This is a genomic window from Pseudomonas sp. zfem002, from assembly GCF_032621685.1.
Taxonomy (GTDB): Bacteria; Pseudomonadota; Gammaproteobacteria; order Pseudomonadales; family Pseudomonadaceae; genus Aquipseudomonas; species Aquipseudomonas japonica.
Genome location: NZ_JAVYJH010000030.1, coordinates 17,743 through 35,266, shown reverse-complemented (window position 1 = coordinate 35,266; position 17,524 = coordinate 17,743). Strand labels below are relative to the sequence as shown.

Annotated in this window: 18 protein-coding genes; 8 read left to right on the top strand and 10 right to left on the bottom strand. The window is 66.9% G+C overall.

Annotated features, from left to right (window positions below; all coding sequences use genetic code 11):
* The 3 genes from RTI28_RS26905 to RTI28_RS26895 are packed head-to-tail and all read left to right on the top strand — an operon-like array spanning window position 1 to window position 1,861.
* Window positions 1-885 (top strand): type II secretion system F family protein, encoded by an 885-nt coding sequence (locus RTI28_RS26905; RefSeq protein WP_316923319.1) that lies wholly within the window; start codon window positions 1-3, stop codon window positions 883-885.
* 14 nt (window positions 886-899) lie between these two features.
* Complete coding sequence (locus RTI28_RS26900; RefSeq protein WP_316923318.1) at window positions 900-1,583, top strand: tetratricopeptide repeat protein; 684 nt, start codon at window positions 900-902, stop codon at window positions 1,581-1,583.
* Window positions 1,580-1,861, top strand: a complete 282-nt coding sequence (locus RTI28_RS26895) for a DUF3613 domain-containing protein (protein WP_316923317.1) — start codon at window positions 1,580-1,582, stop codon at window positions 1,859-1,861. The genes RTI28_RS26900 and RTI28_RS26895 overlap by 4 nt, the downstream gene beginning before the upstream one ends.
* A gap of 85 nt (window positions 1,862-1,946) precedes the next feature.
* Here the strand turns inward: RTI28_RS26895 and RTI28_RS26890 are convergent, their stop codons facing one another.
* Window positions 1,947-2,729: a response regulator transcription factor gene (locus tag RTI28_RS26890; protein WP_316923316.1), complete on the bottom strand. Its 783-nt coding sequence runs from the start codon at window positions 2,727-2,729 to the stop codon at window positions 1,947-1,949.
* A 138-nt stretch (window positions 2,730-2,867) separates the two neighbouring features.
* Window positions 2,868-3,338 (bottom strand): prepilin peptidase, encoded by a 471-nt coding sequence (locus tag RTI28_RS26885; protein WP_042130540.1) that lies wholly within the window; start codon window positions 3,336-3,338, stop codon window positions 2,868-2,870.
* A 75-nt stretch (window positions 3,339-3,413) separates the two neighbouring features.
* Here RTI28_RS26885 and RTI28_RS26880 point away from each other — a divergent pair, with 75 nt between their 5' ends.
* On the top strand, window positions 3,414-3,857 hold the full coding sequence (locus tag RTI28_RS26880; protein ID WP_316923315.1) for a TadE/TadG family type IV pilus assembly protein: 444 nt from the start codon (window positions 3,414-3,416) through the stop codon (window positions 3,855-3,857).
* Window positions 3,854-6,514 (top strand): ATP-binding protein, encoded by a 2,661-nt coding sequence (locus RTI28_RS26875; RefSeq protein WP_410479047.1) that lies wholly within the window; start codon window positions 3,854-3,856, stop codon window positions 6,512-6,514. The genes RTI28_RS26880 and RTI28_RS26875 overlap by 4 nt, the downstream gene beginning before the upstream one ends.
* Here the strand turns inward: RTI28_RS26875 and RTI28_RS26870 are convergent.
* The 7 genes from RTI28_RS26870 to RTI28_RS26840 form a co-directional block, all read right to left on the bottom strand.
* A complete protein-coding gene (locus RTI28_RS26870; protein WP_316923314.1) occupies window positions 6,499-8,442 on the bottom strand; it encodes a TadG family pilus assembly protein in 1,944 nt (647 codons plus the stop codon). The two genes, RTI28_RS26875 and RTI28_RS26870, sit on opposite strands and share 16 nt — an antisense overlap.
* 107 nt (window positions 8,443-8,549) lie before the next feature.
* A complete protein-coding gene (locus tag RTI28_RS26865; RefSeq protein WP_316923313.1) occupies window positions 8,550-9,110 on the bottom strand; it encodes a DUF4136 domain-containing protein in 561 nt (186 codons plus the stop codon).
* Window positions 9,111-9,132: 22 nt separating this feature from the next.
* A complete protein-coding gene (locus RTI28_RS26860; RefSeq protein ID WP_316923312.1) occupies window positions 9,133-9,756 on the bottom strand; it encodes a DUF4136 domain-containing protein in 624 nt (207 codons plus the stop codon).
* 10 nt (window positions 9,757-9,766) lie between these two features.
* On the bottom strand, window positions 9,767-10,516 hold the full coding sequence (locus RTI28_RS26855) for a methyltransferase (protein ID WP_316923311.1): 750 nt from the start codon (window positions 10,514-10,516) through the stop codon (window positions 9,767-9,769).
* Window positions 10,513-10,818, bottom strand: a complete 306-nt coding sequence (locus RTI28_RS26850; protein ID WP_042130553.1) for a MazG-like family protein — start codon at window positions 10,816-10,818, stop codon at window positions 10,513-10,515. The genes RTI28_RS26855 and RTI28_RS26850 overlap by 4 nt, the downstream gene beginning before the upstream one ends.
* A gap of 179 nt (window positions 10,819-10,997) precedes the next feature.
* A complete protein-coding gene (locus tag RTI28_RS26845; RefSeq protein ID WP_316923332.1) occupies window positions 10,998-11,864 on the bottom strand; it encodes a MaoC family dehydratase in 867 nt (288 codons plus the stop codon).
* 2 nt (window positions 11,865-11,866) lie between these two features.
* Entirely contained in the window at window positions 11,867-13,219 is a 1,353-nt protein-coding gene (locus tag RTI28_RS26840; RefSeq protein WP_316923310.1) for a 3-oxoacyl-ACP reductase, read from the bottom strand.
* 117 nt (window positions 13,220-13,336) lie between these two features.
* Here RTI28_RS26840 and RTI28_RS26835 point away from each other — a divergent pair, with 117 nt between their 5' ends.
* Window positions 13,337-14,614 (top strand): acetyl-CoA C-acetyltransferase, encoded by a 1,278-nt coding sequence (locus RTI28_RS26835; protein ID WP_316923309.1) that lies wholly within the window; start codon window positions 13,337-13,339, stop codon window positions 14,612-14,614.
* Here the strand turns inward: RTI28_RS26835 and RTI28_RS26830 are convergent.
* The gene (locus RTI28_RS26830; RefSeq protein ID WP_316923308.1) at window positions 14,601-15,623 is read right to left on the bottom strand and encodes a bile acid:sodium symporter family protein; all 1,023 of its coding nucleotides are present in this window, start codon (window positions 15,621-15,623) and stop codon (window positions 14,601-14,603) included. The genes RTI28_RS26835 and RTI28_RS26830 overlap by 14 nt on opposite strands.
* An 85-nt stretch (window positions 15,624-15,708) precedes the next feature.
* On the opposite strand from RTI28_RS26830, the gene RTI28_RS26825 reads away from it, so the two are divergent.
* Both RTI28_RS26825 and RTI28_RS26820 read left to right on the top strand, forming a co-directional pair.
* A complete protein-coding gene (locus RTI28_RS26825) occupies window positions 15,709-16,500 on the top strand; it encodes a helix-turn-helix transcriptional regulator (RefSeq protein ID WP_316923307.1) in 792 nt (263 codons plus the stop codon).
* A 128-nt stretch (window positions 16,501-16,628) separates the two neighbouring features.
* Window positions 16,629-17,522 carry a PA4780 family RIO1-like protein kinase gene (locus RTI28_RS26820; RefSeq protein WP_316923306.1) on the top strand — a complete coding sequence of 298 codons (894 nt, stop codon included), beginning with the start codon at window positions 16,629-16,631 and terminating at the stop codon, window positions 17,520-17,522.
* The last annotated feature ends 2 nt before the right edge of the window (window positions 17,523-17,524 follow it).

Below are 17,524 nucleotides of genomic sequence, written 5' to 3'. Positions count from 1 at the left end.
ATGGCCTTGCTGATCAGCGCCGCGCTGTTCTTCCTGACGTTCGTCCTGCTGGTGAGCGTGCTGGCCCGCCAGCATCGTCGCGAGCGCCTGGTGGCCCTGCGTCTGCAAGGCCGGCCGCTGGAGGACGCGGAGGAGGATGGCTGGTTGCAGCGCCTGGGCCGCAGCCCGCTGGCCCAGCGCTCGCTGACCCTGGACAGCGAAACGCGCATGCTGCTGGACCGCATCGGCTGGCGCCGGACCCGCCAGCGCTCGCTGTTCGCCGCCTTGCAGATCGGCGTGCCGTTGCTCGCGCTGGGTAGCGCGCTGCTGGTGCAGCAACTGTTCTACCCGGACAGCGGCATGCCCTGGGTGTGGCCGCTGTTCGCCCTGGGCCTGGGTTACCTGCTGCCCAAGCGCATCCTCGCCTGGTCGGCGGCGCGCCGGCAGCGGCAGGTCGCCGAGGAGGTCATCAGCTTCATTCCGCTGCTGCGCATCCTCTTCGACTCGGGGCTGGCGGTCGAACAGAGCCTGCGCATCCTCAGCACCGAGGGGCGGCAGTTGCTGCCGGTGCTGAGCGCGGAGCTGCGCTTGATCCTGCACCGGGTCGACTCCGGCCTGGCCCTGGCGCCGGAGCTGGAGCAGACGGCGAAACTGCTGTCGGTGGACGAGTTCAACGACACCTGCGTGATCCTCCAGCAATTGCTCACCCAGGGCGGCGGCGCGATGAAGTCGCTGCTGGCCCTCAAGCAATTGCTCGACGATCGGCGCCTGACGCGCCTGCAGGAACGGATTTCGAAAATGTCCGGGAAGATGTCCATCGTGATGATGGTCTTCCTTTTTCCCGCCTTGCTGATCGTCCTCGCTGGCCCGGGGCTCAGCGCCCTGGCGCGGGCCTTCGGATCCTGAAAGGGGAGTGCTGCATGAAAGTCGCTGGATTGATGGTCGCCGTGCTCCTGCTCAGTGGCTGCGCCGGACAGAACGGCGCGCCGTGGCTGGCCCTGCAGGGCAACACGGCGAGTTGCGCGAAACCGGATGCGTCCCAGGAACTGGCCTTGAGCATGGCCGACGATATGCTCGCCGACGGCCGTCCCCACGCCAGCCTGGCGCATCTGGAAGAGATGCCGGGCGAGCTGATCCAGGTGCAGGTGCGCAAGGCCAAGATCCTGCGCCTGCTGGGCAGCAGCGAGGCCGAACCGCTGTATCGCAGCCTGCTCGGCAGTTGTGTGGGCGCGGAGGCGGAACATGGCCTGGGGCAGTTGGCGGTCGCGCGCGGCGACAATGTCCAGGCCCGCCAGCACCTGCTGCGCGCCGCGCGGCTGGCGCCCACCGACGAGAGGATCCGCAACGACCTGGGGGTGGTCTACCTCAACCTGGGCGACCTGGAAAAAGCCCGTTTCGAGTTCCTCACCGCCATCGAGCTGAAGGACAGCGACCGCCTGGCGGCGGTCAACCTGGTGACCCTGCTGCTGTACCAGGACAAGTGGCAGCAGGCCGCCGACCTGGTCAGCCGTCTCGGCCTGAGCGCGGCGCAGTTCAACGAAGCCCAGGCCCGTGCCGAGCAACTCAAACCCGGCGGCGAGCAGCCGCCCCGGAGGCCGTCATGAACGTTCGCCTGCTTGCCCTGATGCTGCTGGCCAGTGCGCCCCTGGGCGCCGCGGCGATGCCGCCCGGTCCGTCGTCCAAGGCCCAGCTGACCACCGAAACCTGGCTGCAACTGCAGCCCCGCGGCCTGCATGCCTCGGACAAGCCGCAGAACGCCACGCCGCGCGAGTACGACAAGAGCACGGAGCGCTGGTTGAAGGCGTATGACTACAAGATTCCCGAGGTTTTCAAGTGGGACAAGATGAGCTCGGGGAGTTCCGGGGGATCGGGGGGGGAATAGATGCTGGTGCCTGTCTTGAGTCTTGCGGCGCCCTCGATCTCGAGGGCACCGCATCCGTCACGGCGAGCCCTTCAGATTGCGCAAATCAATGCTCCGTCACCCGCTGGCGCAACGCCGAATTGCCCGGCGACAAGGCCAGCGCCAACTGGGTGCGGTTGTGCATGTGGGTCAGGCGCAGCACCTGCGATACATACAGCTTCACCGTGTTCTCGGTGATGCCCAGCTCACAGGCGATCTGGTAGTTGGTCTTGCCCTGGCCGACCAGCCGCGCGACGTCGAGCTGGCGGGGTGACAGCGGGGCGAAGATGGTCGGTACGGCGTCGCTGTCCTGTTCGCCTTCCTCGCTGTCCTCGGCCCTGGGCGGTACCTGGGCGCGGGCCTTGTCGAGGTCCTGGTAGAGGCCGTCGATGGACTCGGCCAGGCATTTGAGTTTCTGATTCAGGTGGCCGAGTTGATGGAAGTCCTTGTGCCGCGCCAGCAGGGCGGTTTCCTGGCGCTTGAGGCCTTCGAGCAGTTCTTCCAGGTCCACCGGCTTCTGGTAGTAGTCGGCGAAACCCTCGCGCAGGGCCTTGATGACGTCCTGCTTGTCGGCGCGTCCGGTGAGCATGATCGCTTCGAAGATGCGCTCGGGCCCGGCGACGGCCTTCAGCGCCTTGACCAGCTCGATACCGTCGTACTCGGGCATGTGCAGATCGCACACCACCAGGCCGATCGCCGGATCGGCACCGAAGCGCTCGATGGCGTTGACGCTGGAATGGCATGGAACGCAGCGGTAACCGCTGCTTTCGAGAAATTCGCAAAGTTCTTCGACGATCAACGGCTGGTCATCGACGACCAGGACTTTCACTTGGCTGGTTGACATGTTCACGCGCGACTCCCTGCTGACGTGCCCTCCCTGAATGCTGCCAAGGAGCGGTCCCGGGTCACGGTGGGGCACTAGCTAAAAAGTAGTCGCTCCTTTCAACTATTTACAAGGAGTGACCGCCGGGTTGGGGCGTCGAGGCGACTAATGGAGCCATAGAATCGCCAGCAGGAAGCCACCCAGCAGGAACGGCGCGAAGGGTTGGCGGCTGGCCATTTCCTCGCGCAGGGCCAGCACGCGCTTCCTAAGCTTTTGATTGAGCAGGGACCACAGCCAGCGCCGGCCGAGCAACCAGGCCAGCAGGGTCAGGCCGGCGCCGATGAAGGTGCCCAGCAGATACCACTGGTCGGTTGCCAGGGCCAGGGCGCCCAGCAGCTTCACGTCGCCGGCGCCCAGCCGGCCGAGGATATAGCCCGGAAGCGTTAGTAGCATCACCAGGGCCAGGGCCAGCGCGGCATCCGCCGGTTCGGCACCGATCCAGGTGTGGCCGGTGAGAAACAGGTAGACCAGGGCGAAGGTGGCTGCGCCAAGGGTCAGGGTGTTGGCGATCTGCCGTTCACGGACATCCTGTTCGGCACACAGAGCGAGCCACAACAGCAGGACGAGACTTTGCATTGGCGAAATGCCATCCCTTGGTCTGATTGATTCTATGCTTGTCTGAGAGGTGTCATTGTCAGGGTAGACGCGATCATGAAAGCAAGCCTTGCGAGACGGCAAAAAGGTGCGGTGGCCATCGAGTTCGCCGTGGTCTTCGTGATGTTCTTCGCAGTGTTCTACGGATTGCTCAGCTATGGCCTGCCCATGCTGATGATGCAGTCGTTCAACCAGGCCAGCAGCGAGGCGGTGCGCCGCTGCGTGGCGCTGGACCCGAACAGCGCGACCCTCGGCACCGACGTCAACAACCTGGCCCGACAGACCCTGGAGCAACAGCTGGCCTGGCTGCCGGGTTCGCTGGCCTTCCAGTTCGCCACCGATGCCACGGTGCACCTGTCCTCGGGCAATCTGCTCACGGTGAGTATCCATTACAGCAAGAGCAAGCTGACCTCGACCTTGCCGGTGCTGGTCCTGCCAGGTCTGGGCGAGGTGCCGAAGCTGCCGGCGACCCTTGGCACCCAGGCGAGCCTGCAACTTTGAACGGCGGTCCGGGACTGTTCGAGCGCTGGCGCACCCGCGTCGGCGAAACCCGCGACCTGAGCCCGACGCCGGCGCCGCCCGCGGTCGGTCTGCAACTGTGGCTGGACGATCTGGGTCGGGTCCTGCGCCTGAGCGGCCCGCTGCGCACGGCCCTGGCCCTGCCGGCACAGCTGTCGGCGCATCTGCACGACTATGTGCAGCCCGACAGTCTGCTGGCCCTGGAGGGACAGCCGGCGGACTGGCAGGCGCATCCACTGGATCTGGATTTTCGTGCCGCCGGCGGGCGCACCCTGCATACCCGTGGCTGGCTCCTAGCTCAGGCCGAAGGCTGGCTGCTGCAGGTGTTCGACATCGGCGACCTGGTCCACACGCAACGCCAGGGCCTCGCCGCGCAGCAGCGGCAAACCCTCGCCGGGCAGATCGCCACGGCGATGCGCGGCTGCAGCCTGGAACGTCTTGTCGAGGAAACCGGCGAGCAGCTGCGGCGCCTGGCCTGGCACTGGCAGAGCGCGTGGGCGGTGTTGCTGCTGCCGCTCGATGGCGGCTGGAAAGCCTACGCCCAGAGCGGTGCCGACCTGCCTCTGCGCGAGCAGCGCCTGGCTGCGCTGCTCGGCGGGTTGCCCAGCGGCCACCTGCTGCACAGCAGCGGCCGGGCGGACCTCGACGCGCTGGCGCTGCCGTTCTACCTGATGCCGCATTCCCAGCAGCATGAGGTGCGGGCCTGGCTGCTCTGCGAGGACAACGGTCAGCCACGCCTGGACGATGACGCGCTGCTGCTCGCCGATGCCCTGGTCGAGCCGCTGCTGACCCGCCTGGCCAGCGATCGCCTGCAGGCCAGCCAGCAACGCCTGGACCACGTCCAGGGGCTGCTCGGTGCCGGCTGGTGGGAGTGGGCCCCGCATGACCCGTGCCTGCACCTGGCGCCGGGGCTGGCCGCCAGTTTCGGCGTGGCGGCGCGGGTGCCGCTGAGCGACTGGCTGGCGCTGGTGCATCCGGCGGACCGCGAGGCGACCCTGCTGACCTTTTCCGCAGTGCAACGGCAGGAAAGCAGCCTGCAGCTGTGCCTGCGCCTGATCGGCCAGCCGCCGCGCTGGTACCGCCTGTGCGGTGAAGTCAGCGGCCAGGGCGAGGCGCGCCGGCTGCGTGGCTTCATGCTCGACATCAGCGACATCAAGCAGCATGAACAACAGGCCGACGCCGCCCATGCCCGCCTGGAAAACCTGATCGCCAGTTCGCCGGCGGTGATCTACATCCAGCGTTACGCCGAGGGCGCCCTGCACGCCGAGTTCTTCAGCGCCAGCCTGCAACCGTTGCTGGGCTGGCAGGCGACGCCTGGCGAAACCCTGCAGCCGGCGCAGTGGGTGCACCCGGACGACCTGCCCCTGTGGCTGGAGCGCACCCGCACCCTGCTGCGTGAAGGCCAGGCGCGCGGGCGCTACCGGCTGCGCGACCAGGATGGCGACTGGCACTGGATCCTCGATGAAGTGCGGCTGCTGCGTGACGACCTGGGCATGCCGGTGGAGGCGATCGGCATCTGGCTCGACGCCACCGAGGCGACCCTGGCTGCCGAGCGCGTGCGCCAGAGCGAGGAGCGCTACCGGGTGCTGGTCGAGGATTCACCGGCGATGATCTGTCGCTATCGTCCCGATCTCGAACTGCTCTATGGCAACCGCCCGCTGGCCGACTACCTGGAGTGCGTGCCGGCGCAACTGCCGGGGATGAACCTGGGTGAATGGATGTCGCCGGCGCAGCGCGTGCTGTTCCTGGAGCGCATTGCCCGTCTCAGCCCCGAGCAGCCGGTCAGCAGCGACGAGGTCTGCATGCAGTTGCCCGGGCGCCAGCATGCCTGGTGGGTGTGGTCCGATCGTGGCCTGTTCGACGAGCAGGGGCGGCTCGTGGAGATCCAGGCGGTGGGGCGCGACAACACCGAGGTGCGGCGCAGCCAGCAACTGGTGTTGCAGAGCGCGAAAATGGCGACGCTCGGCGAAATGTCCACGGGCCTTGCCCATGAGCTCAACCAGCCGCTCAACGTCATGCGCATGGCTGTGGTCAATGCGCTCAAGCGCCTGGAAAACGGCGATGTCGATCCGCAGTACCTGCAGGAAAAACTGCGCCGCATCGACAGCCAGGTCCTGCGGGCCTCGAAGGTGGTCGATCACATGCGGGTCTTCGGCCGTCGCTCCGAGGTCGAGCAGGCCTTGTTCGAGCCGTGGCAGGCGGTCGAGGGTGCGTTGTCGCTGCTGGCCGAGGGGCTGGCCGGCAAGGGTATCGCCGTGCAGCTTGGCGAGCCCGTGGCGGGATGCCCGGTGCTCGGCCATCAGGACCAGCTGGAACAGGTACTGATCAACCTGATGGTCAATGCCCGCGACGTGCTGCTGGAAAAAGGCATCGAACAGCCCTGGATCGCCGTGCGCGCCGAGCGCGACCGGCAGTGCCTGCGGCTGTGGGTCGAAGACAACGGTGGCGGCATCGAGCCGCGCCTGCTGGAGCGGATCTTCGAACCGTTCTTCACCACCAAGTCGGTCGGCGTGGGCACCGGTCTGGGGCTGTCGGTGAGCTACCGGATCGTCGAGAGCATGGGCGGCAGCCTGGGGGTGGAGAATGGGCCGCGGGGGGCGCGGTTCAGGGTCGAGTTGCCGCTTCAGATCACCAGTTGAGCACGGCCGCAGTCCATATTGACGCCAACGTCGACCACCATCAGGTCGATGCCGAGGACTTTCAGCAGCGAGTTGACCAGTGGATCGGTGATGCGGCCGAGTAGCGTGATGATCGGTGGCAGCAGCAGGTTCTTCACGTTGTTCAGCAGGCTGGCCGCGGTGGTCACCAGCAGGCCCAGCGGGTTGCCGGCCTGGGGTTGGTAGACCTGCAACTGGACCCCGTTGAAGGTGGTGTTGAGGCTGCTGACCACATTGCTGGAGCTGCCGGTGGCGGGCAGGTACACCGGCGCCTTGCTGAGACTGGGCGGTGCGCTGACGCCACTGAACAGCAGCGGCGTCGGGGTTCCCGGTGGCGTGCCCAATACCGTGGTGTCGACCTTGAGGCCGACACCGCCGCCAACGAAGGGCACCCGCGTTCCGCAGCCGAGGGTCAGGATCGTCAGCTTGGTGCAGACGTTGGTGCCGAAGTCGATCAGCGGGATGGCCTGCACCACAGCGGTGCCCGAGGTGAAGAAGTCGTTCGGTGTATTGAACTTGCCGACCGCGACCTTCGCCGCCGCTGTTTGGGTACTGGTGTTCAACTGCTTGCCTGGGCTGCAGCTGTAGCCGGTGATCTCGCTGGTCGCCGACGCCACCTCCACGCCGATGTTGAGTTGCTGCACCCCGGGCAGCAGTTCTATATCGCTGACCTTGCACGGCACCAGGATCAGGCAGCCCACCGACTGCAAGGTGCCCTGCAGGTTCAGGCTGAGCAACGGATTGATGATGTTGGTCAATGGCGTGGCGAGGTTGAGCACGGCGTTGAGCAGGCCGGTGATGGTGCTGAGCACGGGCAGGTCGAGCGATACCAGCAGCCGTACCTGGGCGGTATGGACCTTGATCACGTCTTTCGCCGGATTGCCGACGGCGGACAGCTGTTCCGGTTCGATCACCTTCACTTTCACGTTGCCCGTCACCAGCCCGAGCAGGCTCAACGGTAACTGCACCACTGCCGCACTGTTCTTCGCCGCCAGCATCACTGCCGCCTGAACCAGGTCGATGACTTTCAGCGATGCATCCAGCCCGGCGGCAGCGGTGCCGTTCTGCAGGTCGAGGATGTCCCCCAGTTTGACCAGGGTGCCGCTGTCCGCACCTGCCACCACCTGTCCCAGGTTGGTCACCACGTCGGCGGCCGCGCCGCTGCGCGCGAGGACCGTTGCGGCGGCGCGGAGCAGGTCGGTGGCGTGGATGTTCTTCTTGAGTAATTCGTCATAGTGGCCGGCACCGACATTGACGTCGATTGCCAACTGATCGAGGAAGTCCAGCAGCTTGAGGTCGGTGTTGGCAATGCCCTGCCAGCCAACGGCGTCCAGGGTGACACGCCCGCCCAGCGGGTCGATCAGGGCATTGAGCAGTGCCGATTTCTGCGTATCCATGGTCGCAAGGGTCGAGCGCAGGCGCAGCATGGCCTTCGGTATCGGCGCGGTAGCCACCGCCTGGGCATGCAGCACGGTTGTACTGGACAGACTGCGTCCGGCCATCAGGTCCCTGATGCCGGCGGCGAAGCTGGAGGATACGGTGGTGCTGGCCACGACCCTGATGGCTTCGGCGATGCTGGCATCAACCGTGAAGCCACGCAGGCTGCTGGCGCCTGTCGCGACCTTGCCGCAACTGGTCACCAACGTATTGCCATTGCCGACACTGAACCCATTGCGTGCCGCCGCAGCATTGGCCAGCGCCGCCGCCTGGACCCCGCTGCCGGTGCATTTGGCGCTCTGGCCCGCCGCCTCCAGCGCCGCCATGTCCACCACCCGCTGCAGGTTGCGCTGCTCCATGTAGAGCCGCCCGCCATCAGCCACCAGCAGCCCGAAGGCCAGGGCCACAGCCAGGGTCAGCGCCGCCATCAGGCCGATAGCGCCGCGCTGGCGTTTCGCGAATCGGGGGGACACGAGCACTCCTTTGCCGGCATGGGCCGTGCACGTTGCGTGCGTGCCTCCAGTGTAGTCAACGATATGGCCAGTCGCCTGCATCGGCGACCGGCCCGGACCGGCGGGGATCAGTGCGGCGGATAGTTGGACAGTACCTGGGCGACGGTCTTCTGGATCGCCGTGTTGCGTTCATCCGGAGTAGGCGGGTAGTGGTTCATCACCTGCTCGGCGCTGCCGCGCCAGACCAGCTTGCCGTCGCGGGCGTCGAACAGGTCGAGCTGGATGGTCGCCACCTTGTATTCGACGGTGCGCGTCTCGTTGTACATCGGGCCGCCCCAGTAGCCGCCCCAGTAACCCCCCCAGCCGCCACCGTATTGAGTGGTGACCTGCTGATGACGGTTTTCCACGATCAGGTAGGCCTGCACCCGCAGGTCGCCGCGGGTGCCGGGCTGGGCCGGACGCAGGCCGCGCTGGTCGAGTTGCCCGCTGACCGCCTGGCGGATGCGCTGTTCGGTGAGGTCGCTCTTGATTCGCGGGTCGTCCGGGCGGTACTGCAGCGCCGGCTCCTGCCAGACCCAACTGCGGTAGGCCGCGAAATCGCGACTGGCGTCGAAGTCCTGGGTGACGTTGTTGGTCTGGCAGGCTGCAAGCAGTGCCAGCAGGGAAAACAAGACAAGACGGCGCAGCATGATGATTCTCCGGTTCCTGTGACTAGCTGGGAGGATAGCCGCTCATGGCTTTGTCGACGGCCTCGCGCAGGGCGTCGGCGCGCTCGGCCAGGGAACCCCGGCTGTCGCTCTCGGCGCTGGCGCTCCACACCGGCTGGCCGCTGTCGGCATCGAACAGATCGACGCGCACCACCATCACCTCGACCTGGTAGGTACGGATCACCGGCACGCTGCCGTACACCCCGTAGCTGTTGCCGTAGTAACCGTGGCGGTAGCCCATGCCGCCGTAGCCGCCGTAGGGGTAGTAGTCATCGTCGCGGTACTGGCGCAGGCGGCGTTCCAGGCGCACATCGGCGCTGACCAGCAGATCGCCGCGGGCCGTGCGTGCCGGACGCAGGCCACGCTGGTCGAGGGCACTGCCGACCGCCTCGGCGAGCTGCGCCGGATCGGCCGTGGTGCTGCCGGCGGGCAACTGGCCGTTGCGCCAGCTCCAGCTGCGGTAGCGTCCGTAGTCGCGGGGTGGTGCCGGGTAGGCGCTGGCGTCGAAGGTGCTGGCGGCCTGCGCGGGAGCGGGTGGCAGCGGTCGGGAACTGGCGACGTAGGGGTTGCTGCCCTGGCAGGCGGCCAGGGTCAGGCACGTGAAGGCAAGAACGACACGGTACGGCATGTGGCTCTCCCTAACGGGGTCGGCATATCCAGTGCAGGTAGCGGCCGAGGCCGGCGAATGCCGGGTGGCGACGGTGCGCGAGTTCCATTTCCAGCAGATCGATGAGTTCGGCGCGGGCCTGGAATTCCGTCGGCATGTAGTCGTGGAACACCCGTACGCCACTTTCGGCTTCTACCTGCCATAGACCTTCAAGTTGCGCTCGGAGTTCGCGCGGATCAAGGGGTTTCTGCGGGGTCAGGCTCTGCTTTTCGCCGGCCAGGGTGTTGCGCCGCATCTTGCGGAAATGGCCCTTGAGCAGGTTGCGATAGACCAGCGCGTCGCGGTTGTAGAAGGCCAGCGAGAGCAGGCCGTCGGCGCGGGTGAGCTGATGCAGCACCGGCAGTATCGATTCCGGTTCGGCCAGCCACTCCAGCACCGCGTGGCACAGCACCACATCGTAGGGCTCGGTGAGTTCGCCGAGCAGGTCCTGCCAGGGCGCCTGGATGAAGGTCGCCGGCTGACCGGCGGCGGCGAAGCGTTCGCGGGCGCCGTCGAGCATCGGTGCGGCCGGTTCGGCAAGGGTCAGCTGGTGGCCGCGCTCGGCCAGCCACAGGGCCATGTGGCCGAGGCCGGCGCCGATATCGAGGATGCGCAGCGGGCGCTCCGGCAGGCACTCGGCGAGGTCGGCCTGGAGCACCGCGAGACGGATCGCACCCTTGGCGCCGCCGTAGATCTTCTCGGCGAAGCGCGTCGCCAGGGCATCGAAATGACGGTCGTTCATTTGGCGAAGCGCCTCTCGCTGTCGGCCAGTTTGGCCCGCACCACCTGTTCCATGTCCAGGCCCAGCTCACTGCACAGCAGGAGCAGGTAGAGGACGATATCGCCGACTTCCTGGCCGGCATGGGCCAGTTGATCGGCGGGCAGTTGCCGCGACTGGTCCTCGCTGAGCCACTGGAAGATCTCCACCAGCTCGGCCATCTCCACGCTGGCGGCCATGGCCAGGTTCTTCGGACTGTGGAAACCGCGCCAGTCGTTGTTGTCGCGGATGGTGTGCAGGCGTTGGGTGAGTTCGTGCAGATTCATTTCGGGTCTCCTGAGGCGGTATAGCTTCAGGGGGAAGGGCGGGGCTGGCAAGAGGCGCCAGGCGCGGTTTCATCGCCATCACCGTAGGAGCGGGCTTGTCGTGTGACGAACCACCGCGAATGCAACGCAGGCCGCTAAGCAGTCCTTTCGCGGTGGTTCGTCACACGACAAGCCCGCTCCTACAAGGACGGTGCGTGCCCGGTGGACCAGGTTCCGCTCATATGTACCAACCCGCCATGCCCGCTCAAACGGAACTGCCCGCTCGGCGCCTCGGCGCTGCAGTCGAGGAGCACCTCGCTGGGCAGGCGCACCGGCTTGTGGAACTCCACCGCCACCTCGTACCCGCTGCGCGGCAGATGCCCGCGCAGGTGCGCCATGGCCATGGCCTTGCTCCACATGCCATGGGCGATGGCCTGGGGGAAACCGAACAGCCGGGCGCTGAGCGCACTCAGGTGGATCGGGTTGTAGTCGCCACACACCCTGGCGTAATGCCGGCCGATATCGCTGTCGGCGTACCAGCGAGTCAGCTCGCTCAGCTCCAGCGGATCCGGGACCTGCGCGACCGGCACCTCGCCTTCCAGCTTCATCCCGCGACAGAGCATGCGACTGCTCTCCGACCAGATCAGCCCGAGGCCATCCTCGGCATCGGTGCGCAGGTCGAAGGTCGCGCCTTTTTCATGGGGTGCGAGGTTTTCCACCGACACCGCGAAGCGCAGCCGCGAAATGCCGCCCAACGGCCGCAGCACGCGAATCCGATTGCCCAGGTGCACCAGGCCGAGCAGAGGGAAGGGAAAGTCCTTCGCGGTGAGCAACTGCATCTGCAGGGCGAAGGCCATCACATGTGGATAAGTCGGCGGCAGACGCCCGTCATGGGTGAACAGGCAGAGCTTGCGATAGGCATCGAGGTTGCGTTCGTCGACATCGATACCGCAGCGCAGGCCGTAGCGGGGCAGGCTGTCGCCGCTGATCCTGCGTTTCGTCGCGGCTTTCGCATACAGGCCGGAAAGGCCGGCGGTGTGTCCGAGATCGTGCCAGGTCCGGGTCATCGTCATGCCCCCATCACCGCCTGGCCGCACACCCGCAGGACCTGGCCATTGACCGCGCCGCTGCCCGGCTGGGCCAGCCAGGCCACCGCCTCGGCGACGTCCTGGGGCAGGCCGCCCTGGCCCAGCGAACTCATGCGCCGCCCGGCTTCGCGCAGGGTGAACGGGATGGCCGCGGTCATGCGGGTTTCGATGAAGCCCGGCGCCACCGCGTTGATGCTGGCGCCGCGCTCGGCCAGCAGCGGCGCCCAGGCCTGGGCCAGGCCGATCAGCCCGGCCTTGCTCGCCGCGTAGTTGGCCTGCCCGCGATTGCCGGCGATGCCGCTGATCGAGGCCATCAGCACGATGCGGCCGTGATCGTGCAGGGCGCCGCCGTTGATCAGGGCCTGGGTCAGCACGGCCGGGGCCTTGAGGTTCACCGCCAGCACCGAGTCCCAGTATTCCGGGGTCATGTTGGCCAGGGTCTTGTCGCGGGTGATGCCGGCGTTGTGCACGACGATATCGATGCCCTGCGCCAGGCCGTCGAGCAATTGCGCGGCGGCGTCGTCGGCGCAGATATCCAGGGCCAGGGCGCGGCCGCCAAGGCGCTCGGCCAGGGCCTTGAGGTCGTCGGCGGCCTGCGGCACGTCGAGCAGCACCACCTCGGCGCCATCCCGGGCCAGGGTTTCGGCGATGGCCGCGCCGATGCCCCGGGCGGCACCGGTCACCAGGGCCTTGCGCCCCGCCAGCGGCCGGGTCCAGTCCTGCACCTGCTCGGGGCAGGCCTCCAGGCGCAGGACCTGGCCGCTGATGAAGGCGCTTTTCGGCGACAGGAAGAAGCGCAGGGCACCTTCCAGCTGGTCCTCGGCATCCGCCGCCACGTAGAGCAGTTGCAGGGTCGCGCCGTTGCGCAGTTCCTTGGCCAGCGAACGGGCGAAGCCTTCCAGCGCGCGCTGGGCGACCCGCGCCAGGACCTCATCGAGCTGCTCCGGCGCGCGTCCGAGAATCACCACATGGGCGCAGCGGTCGAGGCTGCGCAGCAGGGGCTGGAAGAACTCGCGCAGTTGCTTGAGCTGGTCGATGTCGCTCAGCGCGCTGGCATCGAAGACCACCGCCTTGAGCTTGCTGCCCAGGCCGGCGACCCAGGCCGGCAGTTCCAGGGCCTCGTCGGCGAAGCGGTAGACCTCGCTCGTCAGCCGGCTGGAAAACCCCGCCACCTTCGCCGCCAGCGGGCCGCCACCGAGCAGCAGCGCGCCCTCCACCGGCCGCAGCCGACCGGCCTCCCAGCGTTCCAGGCGAGCCGGCGCCGGCAGGCCGACGGCACCGACCACACGACGACCGAGATCGGAGTTGGCGAAGTTGATATAGCGGTCGCTCATAAGGACATCTCCCGGAAATAAGCCTCAAAGTGTGGACCATGATCGGCCGTTGGTCGTTCGAACCGGGAAAAAAGTCCTACGCTGTATGCGTCTATTTCGCGAAAAAGGAATGTCTTAATGCGAGTTTTGCGTCGGGTCGCGATCATCGGCGGCAATCGAATCCCTTTCGCTCGGTCCAACGGTCCTTATGCCAAAGCGAGCAACCAGGCGATGCTGACTGCCGCGCTGGAGGGGCTGATCGAGCGCTTCGGCCTGCACGGCCAGCGCATGGGCGAAGTGGTCGCGGGGGCGGTGCTCAAGCATTCCCGTGAGCTCAATCTGACCCGCGAATGCGTGCTCGGCTCGCGCCTCTCGGCGCAGACCCCGGCCTACGATATCCAGCAGGCCTGCGGCACCGGGTTGGAGGCGGCGCTGCTGGTGGCCAACAAGATCGCCCTGGGCCAGATCGACTGCGCGATCGCCGGGGGCGTCGACACCACGTCCGATGCCCCCATCGCGGTCAGCGAAGGCCTGCGCCATGTGTTGCTGGAAGCCAATCGCGGCAAGACCACCGGCGACAAACTGAAGGCGCTGCTCAAGCTGCGCCCGGGCCATCTGAAACCCGAACTGCCGCGCAACGGCGAGCCACGCACCGGGCTGTCCATGGGTGAGCACTGCGAACTGATGGCCCAGCACTGGGGCATCCCGCGCGCGGAGCAGGACGAACTGGCCCTGCGCAGCCATCAGAACCTGGCCGCGGCGTTCAACGAGGGTTGGCAGGATGACCTGCTGACCCCGTTCCAGGGCCTGACCCGCGACCACAACCTGCGCCCGGACCTGACCCTGGAAAAACTCGCCGCCCTCAAGCCGGTGTTCGAGCGCAGCGCCAAGGGCACGCTGACTGCCGGCAACTCCACGCCGCTGACCGATGGCGCCGCGGTGGTGCTCCTGGCCAGCGAGGAATGGGCGCAGGCGCGCGGCCTGCCGGTGCTGGCCTATCTGCTGGACGGCGAGACCGCCGCGGTGGATTTCGTCAAAGGCCACGAAGGCCTGCTGATGGCCCCGGTGTACGCGGTGCCGCGCCTGCTGGCGCGGCATGGCCTGAGCCTGCAGGACTTCGACTACTACGAGATCCACGAAGCCTTCGCCGCCCAGGTGCTGTGCACCCTCAAGGCCTGGGAAGACGCCGACTACTGCCGCGACCGCCTGGGCCTGGCGCAGCCGCTGGGTTCCATCGATCGCAGCCGGCTGAATGTGAAGGGCAGTTCGCTGGCCGCCGGCCATCCCTTCGCCGCCACCGGCGGGCGGATCCTCGCCAACCTGGCCAAACTGCTCGACCAGGCGGGCCAGGGCCGCGGCCTGATCTCCATCTGCGCCGCCGGCGGTCAGGGGGTGACGGCGATCATCGAGCGCTGACCAGCCGGCTGTCGTCGCTGGTGCTGTCGCGCTGGTTCGAATAGCTCTCGGCCATGATCGAGCAGACGATCAACTGCAGTGGGTGGTAGATCATGATCGGCAGCAGGATCAGGCCCAGCCCGGGGTGCGCGCCGAAGATCAGCGCGGCCATCGGCGCTCCGGCGGCGAGGGATTTCTTGCTCGCGCAGAACACCGCGGCGATCTCGTCGGGGCGGCTGAATTTCAGGGCGCGGGCGGTGCGGGTAGTCAGCCACAGCACCAGGGCCAGGATCACCGCGCTGCCGACGAAGGCGCTGACCAGCACCGACAGGCCCTGTTGCTGCCACATGCCGGACATCATCGAGTTGCAGAACGCGGCGTAGACCAACAGCAGGATCACCAGCTTGTCCATCACGCTGGTGTAGCGCTTGTACCTGGCGAAGAGCTTGCCCAGCCACGGCCGCAGCGCCTGGCCCAGCAGCAGCGGGGCGAGCAGCAGGCCGCAGAGGTCGAGCAGGGTCGCGCCGAGGTCGATACCGTCGCTGCCGCTGCCCACCACCAGGCTGCACAGCCAGGGGGTGATGAAGATGCCGAGGACGCTGGACAGGCTGGCGTTGAGGATCGCCGCCGGGACGTTGCCACCGGCGCTGCCGGTCAGGGCCACCGAGGACGAAATGGTCGAGGGCAGGGCGCACAGGTAGAGGAAACCGAGCATCAGCAGGGCCGGGATCTGCGTGCCGAACAGCGCCTTGCCCAGCAGCCACAGCAGTGGGAAGACCACGAAGGTGAAGACCTGCACCATCAGGTGCAGGCGCACGTTCTTCAGGCCATGGCGGATCTGCTCGCTGGAGAGGTTGATGCCATGGAGGAAGAACACCAGGAACACGCCGATGTTGATCACGTACTCGGCATGCATCGCCCCGCCCGCCGCGCCGAAATGCGGGAACAGCCAGGCGAGGAAGGTGGCGAGGAACATGCCGCATAGGAACCAGTCGGTGACCACGCGCTTGAGGTGTTTGATTGCTTGCATAGGCGGACCTTCGAATCATCTTGTAATAATCGCCTGCGACGTTAACCTGCGTATCAGTTTCCGTCTTGCGACATAAGGCCAAGCGATGCCGAGTAACGGACAAAACCCTTCACCCCGTCGCATTCCCGACCTGGCGGCATTGCCGCGACCGCTGTATGCGCGGGCGGAAAGCCTCGGCGCGGGGTCGTGGACGACCCGCCATCGGCATGACTGGGTGCAGTTTTCCTACGCCATCAGTGGCGTGCTTGGCGTGTACACCGCCGAGGGCAGCTATTTCGCCCCGCCGCAGTGGGGCGTCTGGGTGCCGGCCGGGGTCGAGCACGAAGTCATCACCTCGACCCGCGCCGAGATGCGCAGCCTCTACGTGCGCAGCAGCGATGCGCTCTGGGCACCGGGGCATTGCCGGGTGCTGGAAGTGACGCCGCTGGCGCGCGAGCTGATCAAGCAGTTCTGCCAGTACCCGGTGGAGTATCCCGAAGGCGACAGCGACGAGGCGCATCTGGTGCGGGTCTTGCTGGATCAACTGCGCACGCTGCCGGAGGTGGGGTTTTCCCTGCCGCTGCCGCAGCACCCCGGATTGCTGGAGGTGTGCAACACGCTGCTGGCGAACCCGGAGCAGGGCCACACCCTGGAGCATTGGGCGCAGCGCCTCGGGCGCTCGGAAAAGACCCTGATGCGCCTGTTCCAGCGCGAGACCGGCTTGAGCTTCCGCGCCTGGCGCCAGCGCATGCGCCTTTTGTCCTCACTCGATGCCCTGGAGCAGGGGCAGAGTGTCGTTCAGGCGGCGTTGGGATGCGGTTACGATTCCACCTCGGCGTACATCGCCGCATTCAAGGGATTGTTTGGCACGACCCCCGGGGAACTGTTCCGGGGCTGAGCTGACGTAAATTGAAACCATGTGGCGGTTGATCGGGATCCGTTCCCCGCAAGGCACATGCGCTATGGTGTGCGCCGCGCCCATGAGGCGTTACCAATCGAGGCAGACAGGAGCCAGAACAAAAGCCGATGAAGACTCCCAAACGGATTGAACCGCTGATCGAAGACGGGATGGTCGATGAAGTGCTGCGCCCGCTCATGAGTGGCAAGGAAGCCGCGGTCTATGTGGTGCGCTGTGGTCGCCAGCTGCGCTGCGCCAAGGTCTACAAGGAGGCCGACAAGCGCAGTTTCCGCCAGGCCGCCGAATACCAGGAGGGGCGCAAGGTACGCAATAGCCGGCAGGCCCGGGCCATGGCCAAGGGCTCGAAATACGGCCGGCGCGAAGCCGAGGAAGCCTGGCAGAACGCCGAGGTGGCGGCGTTGTTCCGCCTGGCCAGCGCCGGGGTGCGGGTGCCCAAGCCCTATGATTTCCTCGATGGCGTGCTGCTGATGGAACTGGTCACCGACGAGGACGGCCAGGCCGCGCCGCGCCTCAACGACGTCCACCTGGAGCCGGAGCAGGCCCGCGAGTACCACGCCTTCATCATTCGCCAGATCGTCTTGATGCTGTGCGCCGGCCTGGTGCACGGCGACCTGTCCGAATTCAATGTGCTGCTCGGCCCCGACGGCCCGGTGATCATCGACCTGCCGCAGGCGGTGGATGCCGCGGCCAACAACCACGCCTTCAGCATGCTCGAGCGCGATGTGGCGAACATGGCCCACTACTTCGGTCGTTTCGCACCGGAACTCAGGCAGACCCGTTTCGCCAGGGAAATGTGGGCGCTGTACCAGGCCGGCGAGTTGCAACCGGAAAGCGTGTTGACGGGACTGTGGAAGGATGACGAGCACCACGCCGACGTCGGCAGCGTGATGCGCGAAATCGAGGCGGCGAAGTTCGACGAGGCCCGCCGCCGCGCGGCGCGGGAAGACGCCGAGCGAGGGCCGGTCAAGGACGAGGAACCACCGCCCCCTTGGGCCCGCTGAGT